Raw genomic sequence first — 17,091 nt, 5'->3', positions numbered from 1 at the left:
CAAAACTAACTCATGCAAACCCCCAAACTTTTATCTGCCTTCTCCTTGTTTTTCTTGATTATGTGTACCCCCCCTTCAAAAAACGGCATGTGCCCAGGGTACGAAAGATAAAGGAGAAAAGGTAACAGTCAGCGGATTAATTACGGCGTCCGAAGACAATACGCCTTTGATTGGCGTCAGTATCGTCTCGGGTGCGACCAATGGTGTTACTTCGCGACACGACGGTACGTACAGTATCTCCACAACCGCCGGAACGACTCTGTTGTACCAATACCTCGGTTACAAGAGTGTCGAATTCGTCGTTCCAGGCGGAACATCCGACATCACCCACAACGTGGCCATGGTCGGCGATCCGCAGGTTGTCGAAGAGGTCGTTGTCATCGCCTACGGTGTCCGCAAGAAAAGCTCGGTGGCGGGGTCCATTTCCACGGTCAAGGCCGAGAAAATCGAAAACACGCCGACAGCCGCTTTCGACCAGGCTCTCCAAGGTCAGGTTCCGGGTCTTACCGTCCTGTCGACCAGCGGTGAGCCCAGCGCTTCGTCCTCGATGGTGATTCGCGGCACGAATTCAATCAATTCGGGAACGGCTCCGCTCTACATTCTCGACGGAGTGGCCATTTCGGCATCCGATTTCAACGCCATCAATCCTGCCGACATCGAGTCTCTTTCGGTACTCAAGGATGCCGCCTCTACTTCTATTTATGGGGCGCGTGCCGCAAACGGCGTGATCGTCATCACGACCAAGCGTGGCCGAAGAGACGCGCGTCCGATGATTAACTATCGGATGCAGCTCGGTTTCTCGCAGCTTGCATACGGCAACTGGGACATGATGAATACCGCCGAGCGTATCCAATACGAGCAGCAGATCGGCATGACCAGCGGTCAGGACTACAACCTTCTAAGTAAAACCGATGTAAACTGGCTCGACGAAGTTTTCAACAGCGCCGCAATGTTGCAAAACTACGAACTCTCGATTTCAGGAGCGAACGAGAAGACCAACTATTACGTTTCGGGTGGTTATTACAGCCAGGACGGTACGGCCGTAGGTTCGATGTTCGAACGCTATTCGACGCGTGTGAATCTGGAACAGCGTGCCGCCAAGTGGCTTAAAATCGGGACCAACACAATGCTCAACTATCAGGAAATCGAACAGGCTGACGAAGGCTCGGCTTCGGTGGTGACGCCTATCTCGGCCGCCCAGTTCATGCTCCCTTACTGGAATCCCTACCGTCCGGACGGTTCACTCGCATCGAGTGGGGACGGCAGCTGGAACGGAACGGGCGTGAATCCGCTGGAATGGCTGGCCAACAATCCCCGCACCTATAAGAAATACAAACTCATGTCGAATATCTTCGCCGAGGCGACGATTACCGACGGCCTGACCGTCAAGTCGCAGGCCAGCGTGGATTACTCCCATACGACCGGATATGCCAAATCCTATCCCGAGTATGCGCCCAATCTGGGCGAGGGAACGGCTTCACGCAGTTCGACGGACGGTGTGCAGCTGCAAATCACCAATACAGTGAACTACCGCTTCGACGTCGGTCAAAAACACTCGTTCAATGTGTTGGTGGGTCAGGAGGGCGTAACCTACCACTACGAGGCCTTCTCGCTGCTCGCCGAGGGTCAGAACAACAACAAGCTGACCAACATCTCGACCGGTACGCGTGTCACTTCATGGAACGACGTGACAGATTCCGACTATGGTTACCTCTCCTTCTTCGGACGCGCCGAGTACAACTACGACAGCCGCTTCTTCATCGAGGCTTCGCTGCGTGCCGATGCTTCGTCGCGCTTTGGTGCCGGTAATCGCTGGGGACAGTTCGGCTCGGTAGGTTTCATGTGGAATCTGCGCAACGAGTCCTTTCTGAAAAACGCACAGGACTGGCTGACTAACGCCCAGGTATCGCTCTCGACGGGTACGGCCGGCAACTCCTCGATTCCCAATTACGAACACCTCGCCCTTGTCAGCGGCGGCATGAACTACAATGGTTCGGCCGGTACGCTGCTCTCGCAGCCCGGAAACGAACAACTCAGCTGGGAGACTACATGGACTTCCAACTTCGCCCTGCATTTGGGTTTCTGGAACCGCCTGACGGCCGATATCGAGTTCTACAACAAGCAGACATCGGACCTGCTCATGGAAGTACCGCAATCGTATGCGGATACGGGCTTCGGCTATCGTTGGGACAACGTCGGAACAATGGTCAACCGCGGTGTCGAGTTGAACCTTGCGGGCGTGCTCATTGCCCGGGAGAATCTGAACTGGTCGGTAAACGCCAACATCTCCTATAATAAAAACAAGATTACGGAACTCTACAACGGCGTCACGGAGTATGAACGCGCCAATACCAGCACCAAACTGGTCGTCGGGCACGACTCGGGAGAGTTCTATCTCAACCGCTTCGCCGGCGTAAACCCTGCCAATGGCGACGCTCTCTGGTATGACCGCGACGGTAACCTCACGACCGAGTTGAAGGATTCGGACAAGGTGCTCACGGGCAAGAGCTACCACGCCCCTTGGCAGGGTGGTTTCGGTACGAACCTGACTTGGAGGGGGTTCACCCTTTCGGCGCAGTTCTCGTGGGTGGCCGACCGCTGGATGATCAGCAATGACCGCTATTTCAACGAATCGAACGGCCGTTTCACCTCTTACAACCAGTCGAGGCGTCTGCTTGATCGTTGGCAGAAGCCCGGCGACCAGACCAGCATTCCGCGTCACGGCGTCTACACCGAGTTCGACGACCGCCTGCTGGAAGATGCCTCGTTCCTGCGTCTGAAAAACCTCTCGTTGAGCTATTCCTTCCCGAAGGAGTGGCTCCGGCACACGCGTATATTCCAGTCCGCCCGTATCTACGCGCAGGCACAGAATCTTCTGACCTTCACCAAGTTCTCCGGAATCGATCCGGAAGGTGTGGGCAACATCTACATGGCACAGTATCCGATGGCCCGCCAGTTTACGTTCGGTCTTGACATAACTTTCTAACACGGCATATATGAAAGCACGGTTATATTATATACTCAAAATTACCCTCTCGCTGCTGCTCGTAGGAACTACTTCGTGCTTGGAGAAGTTCCCCGAGTCCGCCATTCCCCAAGAGAAGGCCATGCAGACCTTCAACGATGCCGACCAGCAGCTCACGGGTATCTACGCCAGCCTGAAAAGCGGCGCTCTTTGGAGCGGCTACCTCACGTTGCTGCCCGACATCCAGAGCGATCTGGTTTATGCCGTCGAGGGCTATTCGAATACCTACGGACAGATTTGGCAGTGGGACATCCTCTCCACCAATTCCGAAATCGAGTCGGTTTATGGAGCCCTCTACAACGTCATCAGCAACTGCAACTTCTTCTTGGAGCGTGTCGGCAACATCATCGCCGAAGAGACCGACGACGAGAATCTGGAAGTGCTCGATGTCTACGTCGGCGAGGTGCACTTCATCCGGGCACTCTGCTACGCCGAGTTGATCAAGTGCTTCTGCAAGGCATACGATCCGCAGACCGCCGACAACGAACTGGGTGTCGTGCTCCGCACGAAGTACAGTGAGAAAGAGCCCTTGCGCCGCGCATCGCTCAAAGCCTCCTACGAATTGGTACTCGACGATTTGTCCGAGGCCGAGAAGCGCCTGCTGGACGAAACGGACAGTTACAGCTACGTCTACATCTCGAAAGGTGCCGCCGAGGCGCTGCACGCCCGCGTCGCTCTTTACATGCAGGATTGGCAAAGCGCTGTCGACTACGCTTCGACACTCATCGACGGGAAGAGCGATAGCTACGAACTCTCGTCGGTGAACCAGACCACTGCCGGTTCGGACGGCCAGACTGTCAGCCACTTCTACTACCTTTGGTCGAACGACATCGGTTTCGAGGATATCTGGCACATCAATTTCACGCCGACTTCCTACGGCGGTTCGCTCGGCTCGGTCTTCCTGAACTTCACGCGCGACTACTACTATTTCTATCCCGACTATGTGCCGGCACAGTGGGTGCTGAACTCCTACGCCAGCGGCGACGGCCGCTACGAAGCCTACTTCGCCGGTTCGGACAGCGGTATTACCATCGGTTATGCCAACGGCCTGAACTGGCCCCTGTTGGTGAAATACTACGGCAACCGCAGCTTCATCAGCGGTTACAACCTCTACCACATCAACCAGCCGAAAGTGTTCCGCCTCGCCGAGCAGTATCTGATCCGTGCTGAAGCTTATTGCCGTTTGGGACAGTACCAGAAAGCCGGAACCGACTTGAGCACCCTGCGCAGCGCCCGCTATACGACCGGCGGCGCACTCTCTGTCAATGCCGACAACTGGCTCAAAACCATTGCCGACGAACGTATGCGCGAACTCTACATGGAGGGCTTCCGCCTGCACGACTTGAAGCGTTGGGGCAAGGAGTATGCCGGTAAGAACGGCGGTTACAGCTTCCAGCGTACGCCGCAGTCCTGCTCGCTCGAAGAGGGCAGCTCCCTCAAGGTGACTTGCGACGACCCGCTTTTCGTATGGCCGATTCCGCAGCATGAACTCGAATCGCCCGGTTCGGAAATCCAACCCAACGAAAGTAATTGATCGGAGTACCCCGAAAGTGAATCAAACTTATGAAACAGATATTGATTATCGCAGCAGCCATGCTGTCCGCAGCTTTGGCAACCTCCTGCAACGAAGAGTTCAAGACCTACTCCGATGCCGAGTACGTCATGTTTGCCGACTCGTTGTCCACCAATCCGGTGCTCCAAGACCAAGATTACTTCTCCGTTCCGGTAGCCTCGACCGTAGCCTGCAGCTACGACCGCACCTTCGGGGTCGAGATCATCGACAAGGGAAGCAATGCCATCGAAGGTTTGCACTACCGCCTGCTCTCGAACAGTATCACCATCAATGCCGGCGAACGTGCAACCGAGGTGCGGGTCAAGGGCTACTACGACAATATCCGGGATACCGACTCGCTGGGCTTCCGGCTCAAACTGGTGCTTCCCGAACAAATTACCTGGCAGAATGGCCTTTATACCGATTGCACCAAAGTCGTCATGTATAAGAGCTGTCCCTTCGTCATCGAGGAATTCACCGGATGGTGCGTGGTGACGTCGCAGTTCCTGAATAGCTATCCCGGTATCGAGAACAACCCCATGCAGCGTCTGATTCGTACGGAGAAACATCCCTCGCAGCCGGACATGCTCATCCTGCATGATTGGCTCTACGACGGATACGATGTAACCGTTCGTCTGCACGGCACGAATCCCGCCTCGCCGCTGGTTACGATGGATACCGATCAGATACTTGCTGACGAAGCCTCGGTTTTCGGTCAGATCCTCGGCGACAACAAAATTCGCGTAAGCGGCAGTCCCTATTCCGAGTCCTACTTCAACAGTTGCCAGAAGTATGTCTCTCTTTGGATTCTGGCCTATGTGGAGAATGTCGGCACGAGCATTGGTACGGTGGGGCAATTCTACAACATTTTGGAGTGGGTCAGCGACGAAGAGGCCGATCGCTTGCGGCGTGAAGAGGGGATGTGACGAACGAATATTCATAACTCACTTTTTTTAATTATAGTCTAAATGCTTATGAAACAATTATTCTTAAATCTCGTGAAGGGGATGTTTGCAGGTGTCTGCCTCCTCATGGCCGGATGTTCGGATGATGATCCGGAAATCACGCCTGAATTCCCCGAGACCTTCACCCAAACGGTTGCATCGGGCAAAACCTGCACGTTCGAGATTACCCCGAACATGGACTGGGTGGTGAGCGTACCCACCGAAACCGCCGAGTGGTTCTGGATTCAGGACGGCGAGCAGCGCGTTTACAGCGTGCGCGGTCTGGCCGACGCCAAAACCTCGATTACCATCTGCACCAGCGATGTGCCGGAATATTACGACACGCACACCTGCGAGGTTTCGTTGACGATGAATAACCGGACGGAGATCGTAGCCCGAATCACCATCGAACTTTCGACGTTGGTGTTCAATGTCTATACGGCCGAATTGGATGGGAATGGAGACTTCCAGTATTCCACCCCGCAGACCGATACTGACCCGATGTATATTTACGGTTCCGAGCCGCAGTCGTCTGTCGAACTGACTTGGCCCGACGGCAAAGGAACCTTCATGCAGTTCATGCGGATCGAGTCGAATGTCGATTGGGGTATCAAAGGCTGGCCCGAGTGGTTGCAGGCTCTGACGACGACCGAGTACGAGGCCGGAAAGACCAATGACATCAAATTGTGGGCCGACCTTTCGAAGCTCCCCGCACAGACGACGACGGCAACCTTGACCTTTTACGACCAGCAGAAAGAAGATGCTACCTTGAAGTCTTTTCAGGTGACGATTCCCGGAGCCAGTACGGTCTTTACCCCCGGGTTCGATGCAGAGTACAAGTTCAATGCCGCGGGCGAATACTGGTCGTCGATGATGAACCAGTGGGTTCCTGCCGAATGGGGTATGATTTTGAGCAAAGGTACGATCCGCTCGGGCGGTAACGCCAAAGTTTATGCATTGGTAGAGGGTACTTCGGCCGATGAAGTCAATCCGTCGTGGGTTACCCTTACGATGGACGAGTGGGATCAGAGTGCAGAGGCAGAGCCCATTCAGGAGCAGATTGTCGAAATCAGCGTAACGGCCAATGAGGGCGAAGCCCGTACGGCGAAGATTCTGGCTTTGCCCGCTTCGGCCGGTGTTACCGGGGCCGACCAGCTGCTCGACGCTTCGACCGGCAAGTTGAAGAACGATTATGCGAAGTATGTGGTTTCGACCATCTCTCAGGAAAGTGCCAGCGGTGGCGAGGAGACTATGCTGGTGTCGATTGTCGAGAACACGAACTATGGCGGTGTTGCGCTGTCGCAGATTACGGACACTTCCGATCCCTACTATATCGAAGGCACGAGCGTGTTCAGAATAATGATTACGAGTGCCATGGGTGCTTATGCGAAGTTCCAGCTTCCCGAGTATGTCTATATGGCTCCCGATATGGGATCGGCCTATATTACATTGGTCGAAGATAAGGAAACCTATCAGGTATCTTTCACGTTGCCTGCGGATTTGGATTCCATTCCCGACGGTAAGGCTGTTGATATGTTCACGGTTTACGAAACTTGGATGAGCAGTCCGTTCAAGATTGTCGTCGAGGTTGATGTAAGCCTGTAATCTACGGATATGTGAACGGGTTCCCGCTCTGCGGGATGCGGGGCGGGAACTCTCTTTTTAGACTGTAATTAGACAAGAGGAATCAAGCGTTTTATTTTTATGAGACTTAACCGATTTTCCATAGTAGCGGTATTTTCTCTGTTGACTGCGTCGCTCTTCGGCGGTTGTTCCGACGATGACGGCGTGGACAACCGCGACCGCGACTACGGATACATCCAATTCAAACTTTACAAAGAGGTCTCCTATACGGCGTCCGAAGCCGTTGCCGCAGAAGCCGGAACCCGCGCCGTGAAGCCGCAGCTCGACTATCTGGCCGAGGCCTGCAAAATCAAGGTGACCCTCTCTTTCGGGGAGACGACCATCGCCCAGACCCTGACGCTCTCGGCAGCCGATGCGCAAAGCGCCGAGTTCGGTCTGCGCAGCGATAAAATCAAACTGCTGACCGGAACCTACAAAGTCGTGACATACACCCTCTACGATGCCTACGACGAACCCATATACAACGGCTCGACCCGCAATGCGGAGATTCGGGTGATTGCCGGAGGCCTTACCCAGCACGACCTGACCGTCGATGTCGCCCCCCGGGGCAAGGTGACCTTTACGCTTGTGAAGGACCCCGGGGATTTCCCCAACCGTCCCGACACGCGTGCCACGCGAGAGGAGTACACGTTCGACGAGATCGCCTACTTCACGGTAACCGTACGCAACAAGTCGACTGTTACGGAAACGACTTTCGAAGAGTTGCCGATGAAATTCTCGCAGCATTTCGACGACGATGACGAAACTTTCGGCTATCAGACCTCGTCGAGCCGCTGCGACTCGCTGCTCTCGCTGCCCGCCGGCGACTATACCGTGGTTTCCTACCGCACGCTGGACAAGGACCGCAACCTGCTGGAAAGCAACACCCGTCCCAAACTCTCGGAGTTCAGCATTGAGGACAACCGGACCACCGAGGCCAAGCCTTGCATCACGCTTTACGAGGCCGACAGCTACATTCAGGACGGCTACGCCCTATACCGCATCTGGAAGGCGCTTGGCGGCGAAAACTGGTACTACTCGGGCGAGAACTACGCTCCCGGCACGAACTGGGATTTCAACAAAGACCCCGACCTGTGGTGCGACCAGCCCGGCGTGCAGGTTCACAGCAACGGTCGTGTGGCACGCATCGACATCAGCTCCTTCGGGTTCCGGGGACACATGCCTGCCGCACTGGGACAGCTCACCGAGCTGATCGAGCTCTACCTCGGCACGCACAACGACGGTAACCTGCTGACCTTCGACCCGTCGCTTTCGTTCGGGGAGAGCCTCGCGGAGCGTGGTCGCAACCGCATGGACAACCATAAGAAGTTTCTGGCGATGATTCACCCCGCCACCCAGTTCTCTGAACCGTGTGCCCGGGCATTGGTGGAGCACGACCTTCACATTCCGGCCATTTCGCTCTACGACGAGGGACTTGCCGAACGGGAGATTATCGACCCCTCGACGGGCCGTCAGCGGCAGATCCGCCCTATGGACATGGTTCACGGCAAGCTGACCAACGGTCTGCTGTCGCTGCCCGAGGAAATCGGCAAGCTCAAAAAACTGGAATACCTCTTCATTGCCAACAGTGCCATCACGAAGTTGCCCGATGCGTTGGAGTCGCTCGATGCCTGCACCGATGTCGAGGTCTATAACTGTCCCGATATGGTGGAGTTCCCTATGGTGCTCGCCCGCATGAAATCCCTTGTGTCGCTGAACATCTCGAACAACTCACAGTGGAGTGCCGGGGAGATTTACAGGGGTATGAATGCGTTGGCCGACGGCCCGGCCAAGGAAGAGATTCAGATTCTCTATGCCCGTGAGAATAACTTGGAAGAGATTCCGCAGTCGTTCTCGAATCTCAAAAAGATCGGCCTGCTCGATTTGGCGAAGAACCGCATCTCGAAGCTGCACCCGCTGGGCAAGGAGGTCGCGCCGGTTCAACTCTATCTGGACTACAACCTTATCGAGGAGATTCCTCTCGACCACGCGGGCGTGTTCTGCGGCACGGACGACGTCGAGACCCTCTCGTTCACGCATAACCAGATCCGGCAGTTCCCCAATATGTTCTCGGCCAAGTCGCTCTACACGATGGCTACGGTCGATTTCTCCTACAACGAGATTACCGATTTTCCCGCCGATTTCCGCGGTATCAAGGTGGAGACCCTGACGCTGGCCTGCAATCCCCTCACGAAGTTCCCCAAGTGTCTGGCGGAAACCGATTCGTCCGTGAGCTATATTATCCTGCGCGGTTGTCAGGTGGACGAGATTCCCGGGGATTCGTTCGCGGGCGAAAATTCGAGTCTGCTGGTATCGATGGATTTGAGTTACAACAGGCTCACGTCGCTTCCCTCGGACTTCACGGCCGATGACCTGCCTTACCTTTATGGCTTGGACATCTCCTGCAATTCGTTCGGCAAATTCCCTTGGGCTCCGCTCAACTGTCCGGGCCTGACGGTCTTCGCCGTCCGCGGACAGCGCAACGACAAGGGCGAGCGTTGTCTGAAGGAATGGCCGTCGGGTATCGCACAGCACACGGGCCTGCGTGGTTTCTACATCGGCTCGAACGACCTGCGCAAGGTCGACGACCAGATCTCCTATTTGATTTACCACCTCGACATCAGCGACAATCCGAACATCACGTTCGATGCCTCGGATATTTGCTATTATTGGAAAGCCGGAGTCTTCTATCTGGTCTACGACAAAACGCAGAACATCACCGGCTGTGAGTCGATGCTGGATTAACATTACGAAGTTCCCCCAACATGAAAATAAGAACATATATAGCAGCATTTATTCTGGGACTGATTGTCCTGAATGGCTGCACGAGCGACGAGCCCGTCGCGCCCGGCGTTGACACCGACGCTCTGGCGATCGGTGCCGATGGCGGCTCGCTGAAACTCAACGTCGGCTTTTCGGACAACTGGATCGCCACCACGGACAACCCTTGGATCATCGTCTCCCCGGCCAATGGCCGCGGTGCGGTGGAGTGCAGGCTGCAAATCGACTCGGCCCTCACCGACCAGCCCCGCCGCGGTTTCGTGCGTTTCCAGAACCAGCGGACGTGGGAGAACCGCGATGTGGTTATCGATCAGGCCGGCTACGGCTATACCATCGCGCTCGACGACGACGAGGTTTCGGTAGCCAACTACGCCGCTTACGGCAAGCGCTCGTTCGATGTGGAAATCAGTACCAACATTGATTTCGACGTGAAGATTCCCGACAATGCCGGCTGGCTCAAAGTCGAGAAGTATCAGGTCGAGTTGAACCGTGGTGCGCGTCCGCGCCGCGTGCGGGTCCGCTTCAACTGGGACATCAACTCGCGTCCCGAGGCGCGTATCGCCGATGTCGTTTTCCAGCCCCGCAAGGATGTGGAACTCGACAAGCAGGATAAGCTGACTGTAACGCAGCAGGCCGCGGAGCCTATCGTGGAAAACACCCCCGCCGGCGATTCGGTGGCGCTGCTGGCAATCGCCCGTTCGCTGAACACATGGTACTCATGGGAGTCTCCCGAGCCGATGAAGAACTGGGACAACGTGGTGGTATGGGAAAAAGGCATGTCCGGTTATCAGGAGGGCTACGAAGGCCGTGTGAAGTCCGCCTATTTCAAATTCTTTACCTGCAAGGAAGGCCTTCCTTTCGAGGTGCAGTATCTGACGGCTGCCGAAGAGTTGAGCTTCAGCAGTAACGCGAATACCTTCCTGCTCGACCTCACCCCCGGAGAGCACATCGCCAAGCTCACGCAACTGCGCCGCCTCTCGATTGTCGCATACGGTCTGACCGAATTGCCGGAGTCGTTTGCCGCCCTCGGCAACTTGGAGTTCCTCGATCTGACGGGCAACAACTTCCAGCGCGTCCCGGCGATTCTCACTCCCGAGAACTTCCCGAAGTTGCACGCACTGAACCTGACGGCCAACCAGCGCAACAGTATCTACGACCTAAGCAACACCGTAAGGACCGGCTACGGCGGTCTGCACGACGAAGGCGGCTTCCCGCAGCGTCTGCTGGAATGGGAGAAGCTCGATACGCTGGCCCTTTCGGTGAACTACCTGCAAGGCGAATTGCCCAGAATGGAACATTGGGCGAAATACTCGCAGGCGGATATCGATGCGGTGGATTCGCTGCCGCAGGCGCTTGTCGGCATTCCCAAGGTATTGCCCAATATGCGCTGTTTCAGCATCAATCTCAACCGTCTGACAGGAGAAATTCCCGAGTGGCTGCTCTACCACCCGGCACTCGACTGGTGGGTTCCGAGTATTCTGGTCTTCACGCAGGAAGGTAAGGACGAAACCGGTCGTTCGGCAGGATTCAGCAACGAGCCCGTTAACATGAACTATTACTACGAATTCTACAAAGGTTGCGGCAAGAAGCTGGAACCGGCGGAGACTGCCGAGTAACATCAAACCGATTATACGATGATGACATTCAGAACAGCTATTTTCCCCCGCATACTCGCCGTTGCACTGCTTGCGCTGTGCGCCTGCACTACCGAGGATTTCGCAACGACGGAACGACAGAAGCCCCGGGAAGAGGCTACTCTTTCCGGCGAACTGATGATCAAGTTCGCGCCCTATGTGAGCGAGATTCTCGACTCCCGTCTTCAAACCCGTTCGGGCGTACTCTCGGTAGACGAAGTGCTGGAACTTGTCGGTGGCTACCGTATCGAGCGCGTGTTTCCGGTAAACTCCCGGACCGAGCAGGCGACCCGCGAGGCGGGACTGCACCTCTGGTATGTGGTTTATTTCGATGCCTCGACCCCCGTCGAGTCGGTTGCAAGCCGTCTGGGGCAACTGGGAGAGGTGCAGAGCGTCAATCTCAACCGGACGATCAAGCGTGCCTACAATACCGGGAAGAAGGCCATGCCGCTTTCGTGTGAAGAACTTGCGAAACTGCAGCGCAGGGCCGCCGGCACCCGCGCTGCGGTTTACCCCTGCAATGATGTGCTGTTGCCGTTGCAGTGGCACTTGATCAACCGGGGCGACATGTTCCTCAAAGAGGAAACGAAGTCGGTTGCCGGAGCCGACGTGCAGTGCGAGGAAGCATGGAAACTCACGCAGGGCGATCCCTCGATTATCGTCGCCATTCTCGACGAGGGCGTCTGCCTGACCCACCCCGACCTGAAAGATAACCTCTGGGTGAATGAGGGCGAAATTTATCGCTCGCAGAAGGATAACGACGGCAACGGATACAAGGGCGATCTGCATGGTTACAACTTCGTGGCCGATGAAGGTATCATCTCTTGGGAGGATTATTACGATTCGGGGCACGCTACGCATGTTGCCGGTATCATCGCCGCTATGAACGATAATGGGGAAGGTATCGGCTCGATTGCAGGCGGTACGCGCGAAAATCCCGGTGTGAAGATTATGTCGTGCCAGATCTTTTCGGGGAATCAGGTCAGCAACTCGCTGGCCACGGTCAAGGCTATCAAGTACGCCGCCGACAACGGGGCCGTCATCTTGCAGTGCAGCTGGGGGTATATCTCGGGCAACGCCAACACTTATGACTGGGGTGAAGCGGGTTTCCGGAACGAGGAAGAATGGAGTGCCTACTGCCCGCTGGAAAAGGAGGTCCTCGACTACTTCACCCACCATGCAGGTTCGCCGAACGGCCCCATCGAGGGAGGTCTGGCAATCTTTGCCGCCGGTAACGAGAGTGCCTCGATGGCCGGATATCCGGGGGCTGCCGAGGATTGCATTGCCGTATCGGCTACGGCTGCCGACTACACTCCGGCCGTCTACACCAACTACGGTCCCGGCACGACCATTGCCGCACCGGGCGGTGATCAGGACTACTATTTCGAGTATTTCGATGACGGGTATGCCCGCGGAGAGCAGGGCTGTATCCTCTCGACCTTGCCCTTTTCCATCAGCGGGAGCGGTTATGGTTACATGGAGGGAACCTCGATGGCCTGTCCCCACGTATCGGGAGTGGCGGCGCTGGGGCTCTCGTATGCCGTGAAGCTCCGCCGCCATTTCAAGGCCGACGAGTTCAGGGAGCTGCTCTATATGACGGCGTCGCCCATCGACAGCTATATGGACGGTATCAAGAACTACTACCACTATGTCGCGGAAGTCGGTCTGAACCAGCCGATGCAGATGGTTCTCTCCAACTATAAAGGCAAGATGGGAGTCGGGCAGGTGAACGCGGCGAATCTGCTTCGGGCTGTGGCCGACAACGGCAGGCAGCTCTCGTTCCCCAATCTCTATCTTTCGCTCGGTGCCGAAGTGACAGCCGTGCCTGCCGATTTCTTCATCGGCGGAGAGAGACTCACCTATACCGTTTCGGTCGAGGATACCTCGGTGGCGTCGGCTACGGTCAGCGCCGAAGGCAAATTGCTGGTAAAGGGGCTGAAAATCGGTGCAACGGCTGCCGCCATCACGAGCAGCGGGGGCGAGACCCATACGTTCAACATCACCGTCCGCAAACATGCGGACGATAACGGCTGGCTCTGACCGAAGATGATGCGCGGGCTGATCATCACGTTACTCTGCATCGTAGCCGGTTGTGCCACATGGATTGCACAGCCGCTTCGGGCGCAGATTCGCACGGTTCCTCGCAGCCTGCTCGACAGTCTGGACAATCCCGTAACCGCCGCAGGTTCCGAAGCGATGCGTTTCGAGCGACAGTGCATCGACGCGGGGCGTATCCTCGAAGAGGAGACTCCGCGCAGTTTTACTTTCCGCTGGCAAAACCGGGGCGAAAGGACTTTGACCGTCACCCGCGTGCAGACCACTTGCGGCTGTGCCCGTCCCGCTTTCGGAAAAAGTCCCGTAGCGGTCAACGCTTGGGGCGAAATATCGGTAACGTACAACCCCAAGGGACATTCGGGAGTATTCCACCGCAAGATTTTCGTCTACACGCAGCTCTCCAATACGCAGCCGACAGCTGTGCTGGAGTTGAAAGGCGAAGTAATTCCGGCAGGGGCCGCTACCGCCGGAGCTTACCCTTTCGCGATGGGAAACCTGCGCCTCAAACGGCAGTGTATCCGCTTCGACGGTACATGCGCCCGGACCGAGCGTATCGAGTGCCTGAACAGTTCAGGGCTGCCGGTCCGCATCACGGCCAACAGGCAGCTTTTGCCGCCGGGTATCGAGGTCGCGTGCGAGCCGGAGGAGATAGCCCCGGGAGCAACGGCCGATATAGTGGTGCGTTTCGACCCTGCCGGACGCCGGACAACGAGCCACAGCCGTTGTGCCGTTCTTCTCGAAGGTATCGCCGTACCGCCCGGCCAGCGGACACTGTATATCGGGATCGGACACGCCGACAACGAAAAATAACAAAAAACGATATGAAAAAATTACTCAATCTTTTTCTTCTCTCGCTGACTCTCTGTCCGCTGGTAGCCTGCGACGACGACCACGGTTACGTCAATCCGGAACTCGAAGTTACCGCCAACAACGTGGCAGGTGTCTGGAAACTGACCCGGATGAGCGGAGTTCCGCTTGCCGAAGGCAGCTTCGTCTATATCGAACTGATCCGCAAGGATTGCAGATTCAGGATGTACGACAACCTCAATAGCTTCGACGTTTATCGCACCGGCGGCACTTTCGCCATCGAGACCGACCCCGCACGCGGCGCGATCATCCGCGGCATATACGACAATTCGATGGGGCAGGAATGGGCTCATCGTTATGTCGTTACCGGGCTGACCGGGGAACGCATGGTCTGGACGGCCACCGACGATGCCGAAGATGTCTCCGTCTACGAGCGCTCGACGCTCCCCGGAGAATTCACCGAGGCGGATTAGTTTGCACCCTGCAACGACAGCTGACGGGACTGTTTCCTCCGTGGAAGCAGTCCCGTCAGCTGTGTGCAGTCTCCGGTCCGATAAACCCTGCCGCCCCTACTACGTTCTCGATACGTTCTTACGCCGCTTCAGTAACAGCAGCGGTGTAAGTAGCAGCACATAACCCGCAAAGATCACCCCCACGCTCTGCCACGGCGTTAGCGTTGAAAAATACATCACGGGATAATAGACAAGCGCATGGGCCACCAGCAGCGTCATGCTGTTTTCGCCGATGAAAGCGAGCGGTTGCAACACCCTCATTGCCCGGACTGACGCGGTGGCATACGCCATGCGGCACAGGTTGTTGAACGCCACGATTCCGCAATAGGCAAACAGCGGCCACAGCAGATAATACCCTGTCAGCAGTATGTTGCGATGGTGCCCCACGATGGAACATCCCCATATCAGAAAGGCCGCGTAGCCCGCAAGGCACACCGCAAGCAGCGTTCGGTTTTCTTCGATACGTCCGAACCGATAGCCGATCATGAAGAACGCGATACCCATCAACACGTTGGGAACATAGAACGGCAGAGGATTGCCCGTAAGATGCAGTACGAATCCCGCTACGATGCACACTGCCGCCGCGGCAACGGGCGGCACTGCAGTCCGCAGCAGCAGGCGGGAGATCGCACGCACGAAGAATAGCGACAATAGGAACCACGCAGGTACATCTATCGGGATATAACCGTACACGCCGAAGGTTGCAGCCGCATCCCACACGCATCTCTGCCAAGAGAACTCTCCCGCCGCAGCCATCATCACAAGATAGACTGCGTAACCGACAGCGCTCCACACTGCAAACGGTCGCAGTAGCTTGCACACATCCTTCGCCACGCCCTTGCGTAGCGGCAGCTCCTTGAAAAACTGCCCCGAGCGATAGAAGAACCACGGCATGGAGAAAGTCAAAAACGGAATGACCACGCGCACGTCGGCATTCCCGAAAACTTTGCAGTTGTTCATGGCGTGAAAGGCCATGATCCACAGAATCAACACTCCCCCCGCAAGATCCACCGATTTCAATCTCCCCGTCTCCATACTGTTTTATTATTAGAACTTGTTTAAAATCTTAAAAACCAATGCTGTGCAAACACATAGTGCCTGCTTAAAATGGTTGAAATAAAAAAATTAAAGAAGGTTTCCGTTTCTGTGCAACAAATGCTTTATTTGAATTGAGCGAACGACTAATAAGATGTATCAGACATATTTAACAGAAACTGAATGGCAAATATATAACAAAATTGTTGGAATCTGCAAGTAGGAAAGCGAAAATATGATTTGGAACGCTATGTTTTATTTAGTGAAAACGGGGTGCCGGTGGCGTATGTTGCCTAAGGAGTTTCCTAAATGAGAATCTGTTTACTACGTTATAAACCGTCGTGTATTTTAAGATAGAATGACTTATATGAAATCTTAAAGTGTGAAAAAATATACCTGAACAATAAAAATTGAAATACAGCTGATAAAGTGATGGAATTTTCGATTAGGAGTGTTGTTTTGCCCGGTCTGCCCATCTTCTTTTCACCGGCAAATGTAGGACAAAGCGCATGAACGCCAAGCCCCATTCCATTCGGATAACGAAAACAGACTGTTGAACGGTCGGTTTTCCATCCGGGCGTGGCTGATAATGCCGGTGCTTTATCCTCTGTCCGCCTTAAAAAGCCGAAAGGCAGACCTGCGAAGCAAAACGACAGCAGGGAAATAAAAAATAGTTCAACCTTCTAAAACAGAATCGTTATGAAAGAAGAAATCAGACAAGGCAGCAAAGTGATATTGTCGAGCGAAGACAGGTTTACCGTTCCCATGATTTTCAACAACCTCTGCGGAAAAACCTTTTCGGGAGAGCTGTACCATGGCTATCTCAAATATGTGGCTTTCGAGAGCATGGGTGTAAAGCCCGGTACCATTTCGTATTACCGCAACGGGGTGCTGCACAAGACGGGAACGATTCCTGATGTTTAAGCGGAAAGGCTTTATGATGTGAACCCTGGAAGTTGGACACAAAACTTTTAGGGTTCATTTTTATAAATGGAAGTTCCCCGATACGACATCGCCGCAAATAAAAGCAGCCGGGACACTTTTTGCGGAATCAAAAGGGTTTGCAAAGGTTTTTCCGCAGTCCGTTCCCGGCTGTTGCCAATGCCCTATGGGCCTATGTTAA

11 protein-coding genes and 1 pseudogene are annotated in these 17,091 nt (G+C 55.2%); 11 read left to right on the top strand and 1 reads right to left on the bottom strand.

Annotation, left to right across the window (positions count from 1 at the left end; all coding sequences use genetic code 11):
• Positions 1 to 127 precede the first annotated feature (127 nt).
• The 9 genes and pseudogenes from K429_RS28785 to K429_RS0115255 all read left to right on the top strand — a co-directional run.
• Positions 128 to 2,986: pseudogene (locus K429_RS28785) on the top strand (SusC/RagA family TonB-linked outer membrane protein); the annotation flags it as partial.
• A gap of 10 nt (positions 2,987 to 2,996) precedes the next feature.
• Positions 2,997 to 4,559 (top strand): RagB/SusD family nutrient uptake outer membrane protein, encoded by a 1,563-nt coding sequence (locus K429_RS0115290; RefSeq protein ID WP_026367477.1) that lies wholly within the window; start codon positions 2,997 to 2,999, stop codon positions 4,557 to 4,559.
• 29 nt (positions 4,560 to 4,588) lie between these two features.
• Positions 4,589 to 5,503 carry a DUF4984 domain-containing protein gene (locus K429_RS0115285; RefSeq protein ID WP_026367476.1) on the top strand — a complete coding sequence of 305 codons (915 nt, stop codon included), beginning with the start codon at positions 4,589 to 4,591 and terminating at the stop codon, positions 5,501 to 5,503.
• A 48-nt stretch (positions 5,504 to 5,551) separates the two neighbouring features.
• On the top strand, positions 5,552 to 7,126 hold the full coding sequence (locus tag K429_RS0115280; protein WP_155923420.1) for a hypothetical protein: 1,575 nt from the start codon (positions 5,552 to 5,554) through the stop codon (positions 7,124 to 7,126).
• A gap of 99 nt (positions 7,127 to 7,225) precedes the next feature.
• Entirely contained in the window at positions 7,226 to 9,889 is a 2,664-nt protein-coding gene (locus K429_RS0115275; RefSeq protein ID WP_026367474.1) for a DUF4458 domain-containing protein, read from the top strand.
• 20 nt (positions 9,890 to 9,909) lie between these two features.
• Positions 9,910 to 11,541: a BACON domain-containing protein gene (locus tag K429_RS0115270; RefSeq protein ID WP_026367473.1), complete on the top strand. Its 1,632-nt coding sequence runs from the start codon at positions 9,910 to 9,912 to the stop codon at positions 11,539 to 11,541.
• An 18-nt stretch (positions 11,542 to 11,559) separates the two neighbouring features.
• A complete protein-coding gene (locus K429_RS0115265) occupies positions 11,560 to 13,599 on the top strand; it encodes a S8 family serine peptidase (protein ID WP_081750886.1) in 2,040 nt (679 codons plus the stop codon).
• 6 nt (positions 13,600 to 13,605) lie between these two features.
• A complete protein-coding gene (locus tag K429_RS0115260; protein ID WP_026367471.1) occupies positions 13,606 to 14,424 on the top strand; it encodes a DUF1573 domain-containing protein in 819 nt (272 codons plus the stop codon).
• 11 nt (positions 14,425 to 14,435) lie between these two features.
• Positions 14,436 to 14,894 (top strand): hypothetical protein, encoded by a 459-nt coding sequence (locus tag K429_RS0115255; RefSeq protein ID WP_026367470.1) that lies wholly within the window; start codon positions 14,436 to 14,438, stop codon positions 14,892 to 14,894.
• 99 nt (positions 14,895 to 14,993) lie between these two features.
• On the opposite strand, the gene K429_RS0115250 is transcribed toward K429_RS0115255, so the two are convergent.
• Positions 14,994 to 15,968, bottom strand: coding sequence for an acyltransferase family protein (locus K429_RS0115250; protein WP_026367469.1), 975 nt, complete (start codon positions 15,966 to 15,968; stop codon positions 14,994 to 14,996).
• Between the two features lie 235 nt (positions 15,969 to 16,203).
• On the opposite strand from K429_RS0115250, the gene K429_RS31280 reads away from it, so the two are divergent.
• Together K429_RS31280 and K429_RS0115245 are read left to right on the top strand one after the other, a co-directional pair.
• The gene (locus K429_RS31280; RefSeq protein WP_081750910.1) at positions 16,204 to 16,281 is read left to right on the top strand and encodes a transposase; all 78 of its coding nucleotides are present in this window, start codon (positions 16,204 to 16,206) and stop codon (positions 16,279 to 16,281) included.
• A 386-nt stretch (positions 16,282 to 16,667) separates the two neighbouring features.
• The gene (locus K429_RS0115245) at positions 16,668 to 16,892 is read left to right on the top strand and encodes a hypothetical protein (protein ID WP_026367468.1); all 225 of its coding nucleotides are present in this window, start codon (positions 16,668 to 16,670) and stop codon (positions 16,890 to 16,892) included.
• Positions 16,893 to 17,091 lie beyond the last annotated feature (199 nt).

The organism is Bacteroides sp. 14(A), assembly GCF_000526555.1.
GTDB classification, from domain to species: domain Bacteria; phylum Bacteroidota; class Bacteroidia; order Bacteroidales; family Bacteroidaceae; genus Bacteroides; species Bacteroides cellulosilyticus.
Note: the sequence above shows the minus strand (reverse complement) of the source record. Positions and strands in the feature narration are given on the sequence as shown.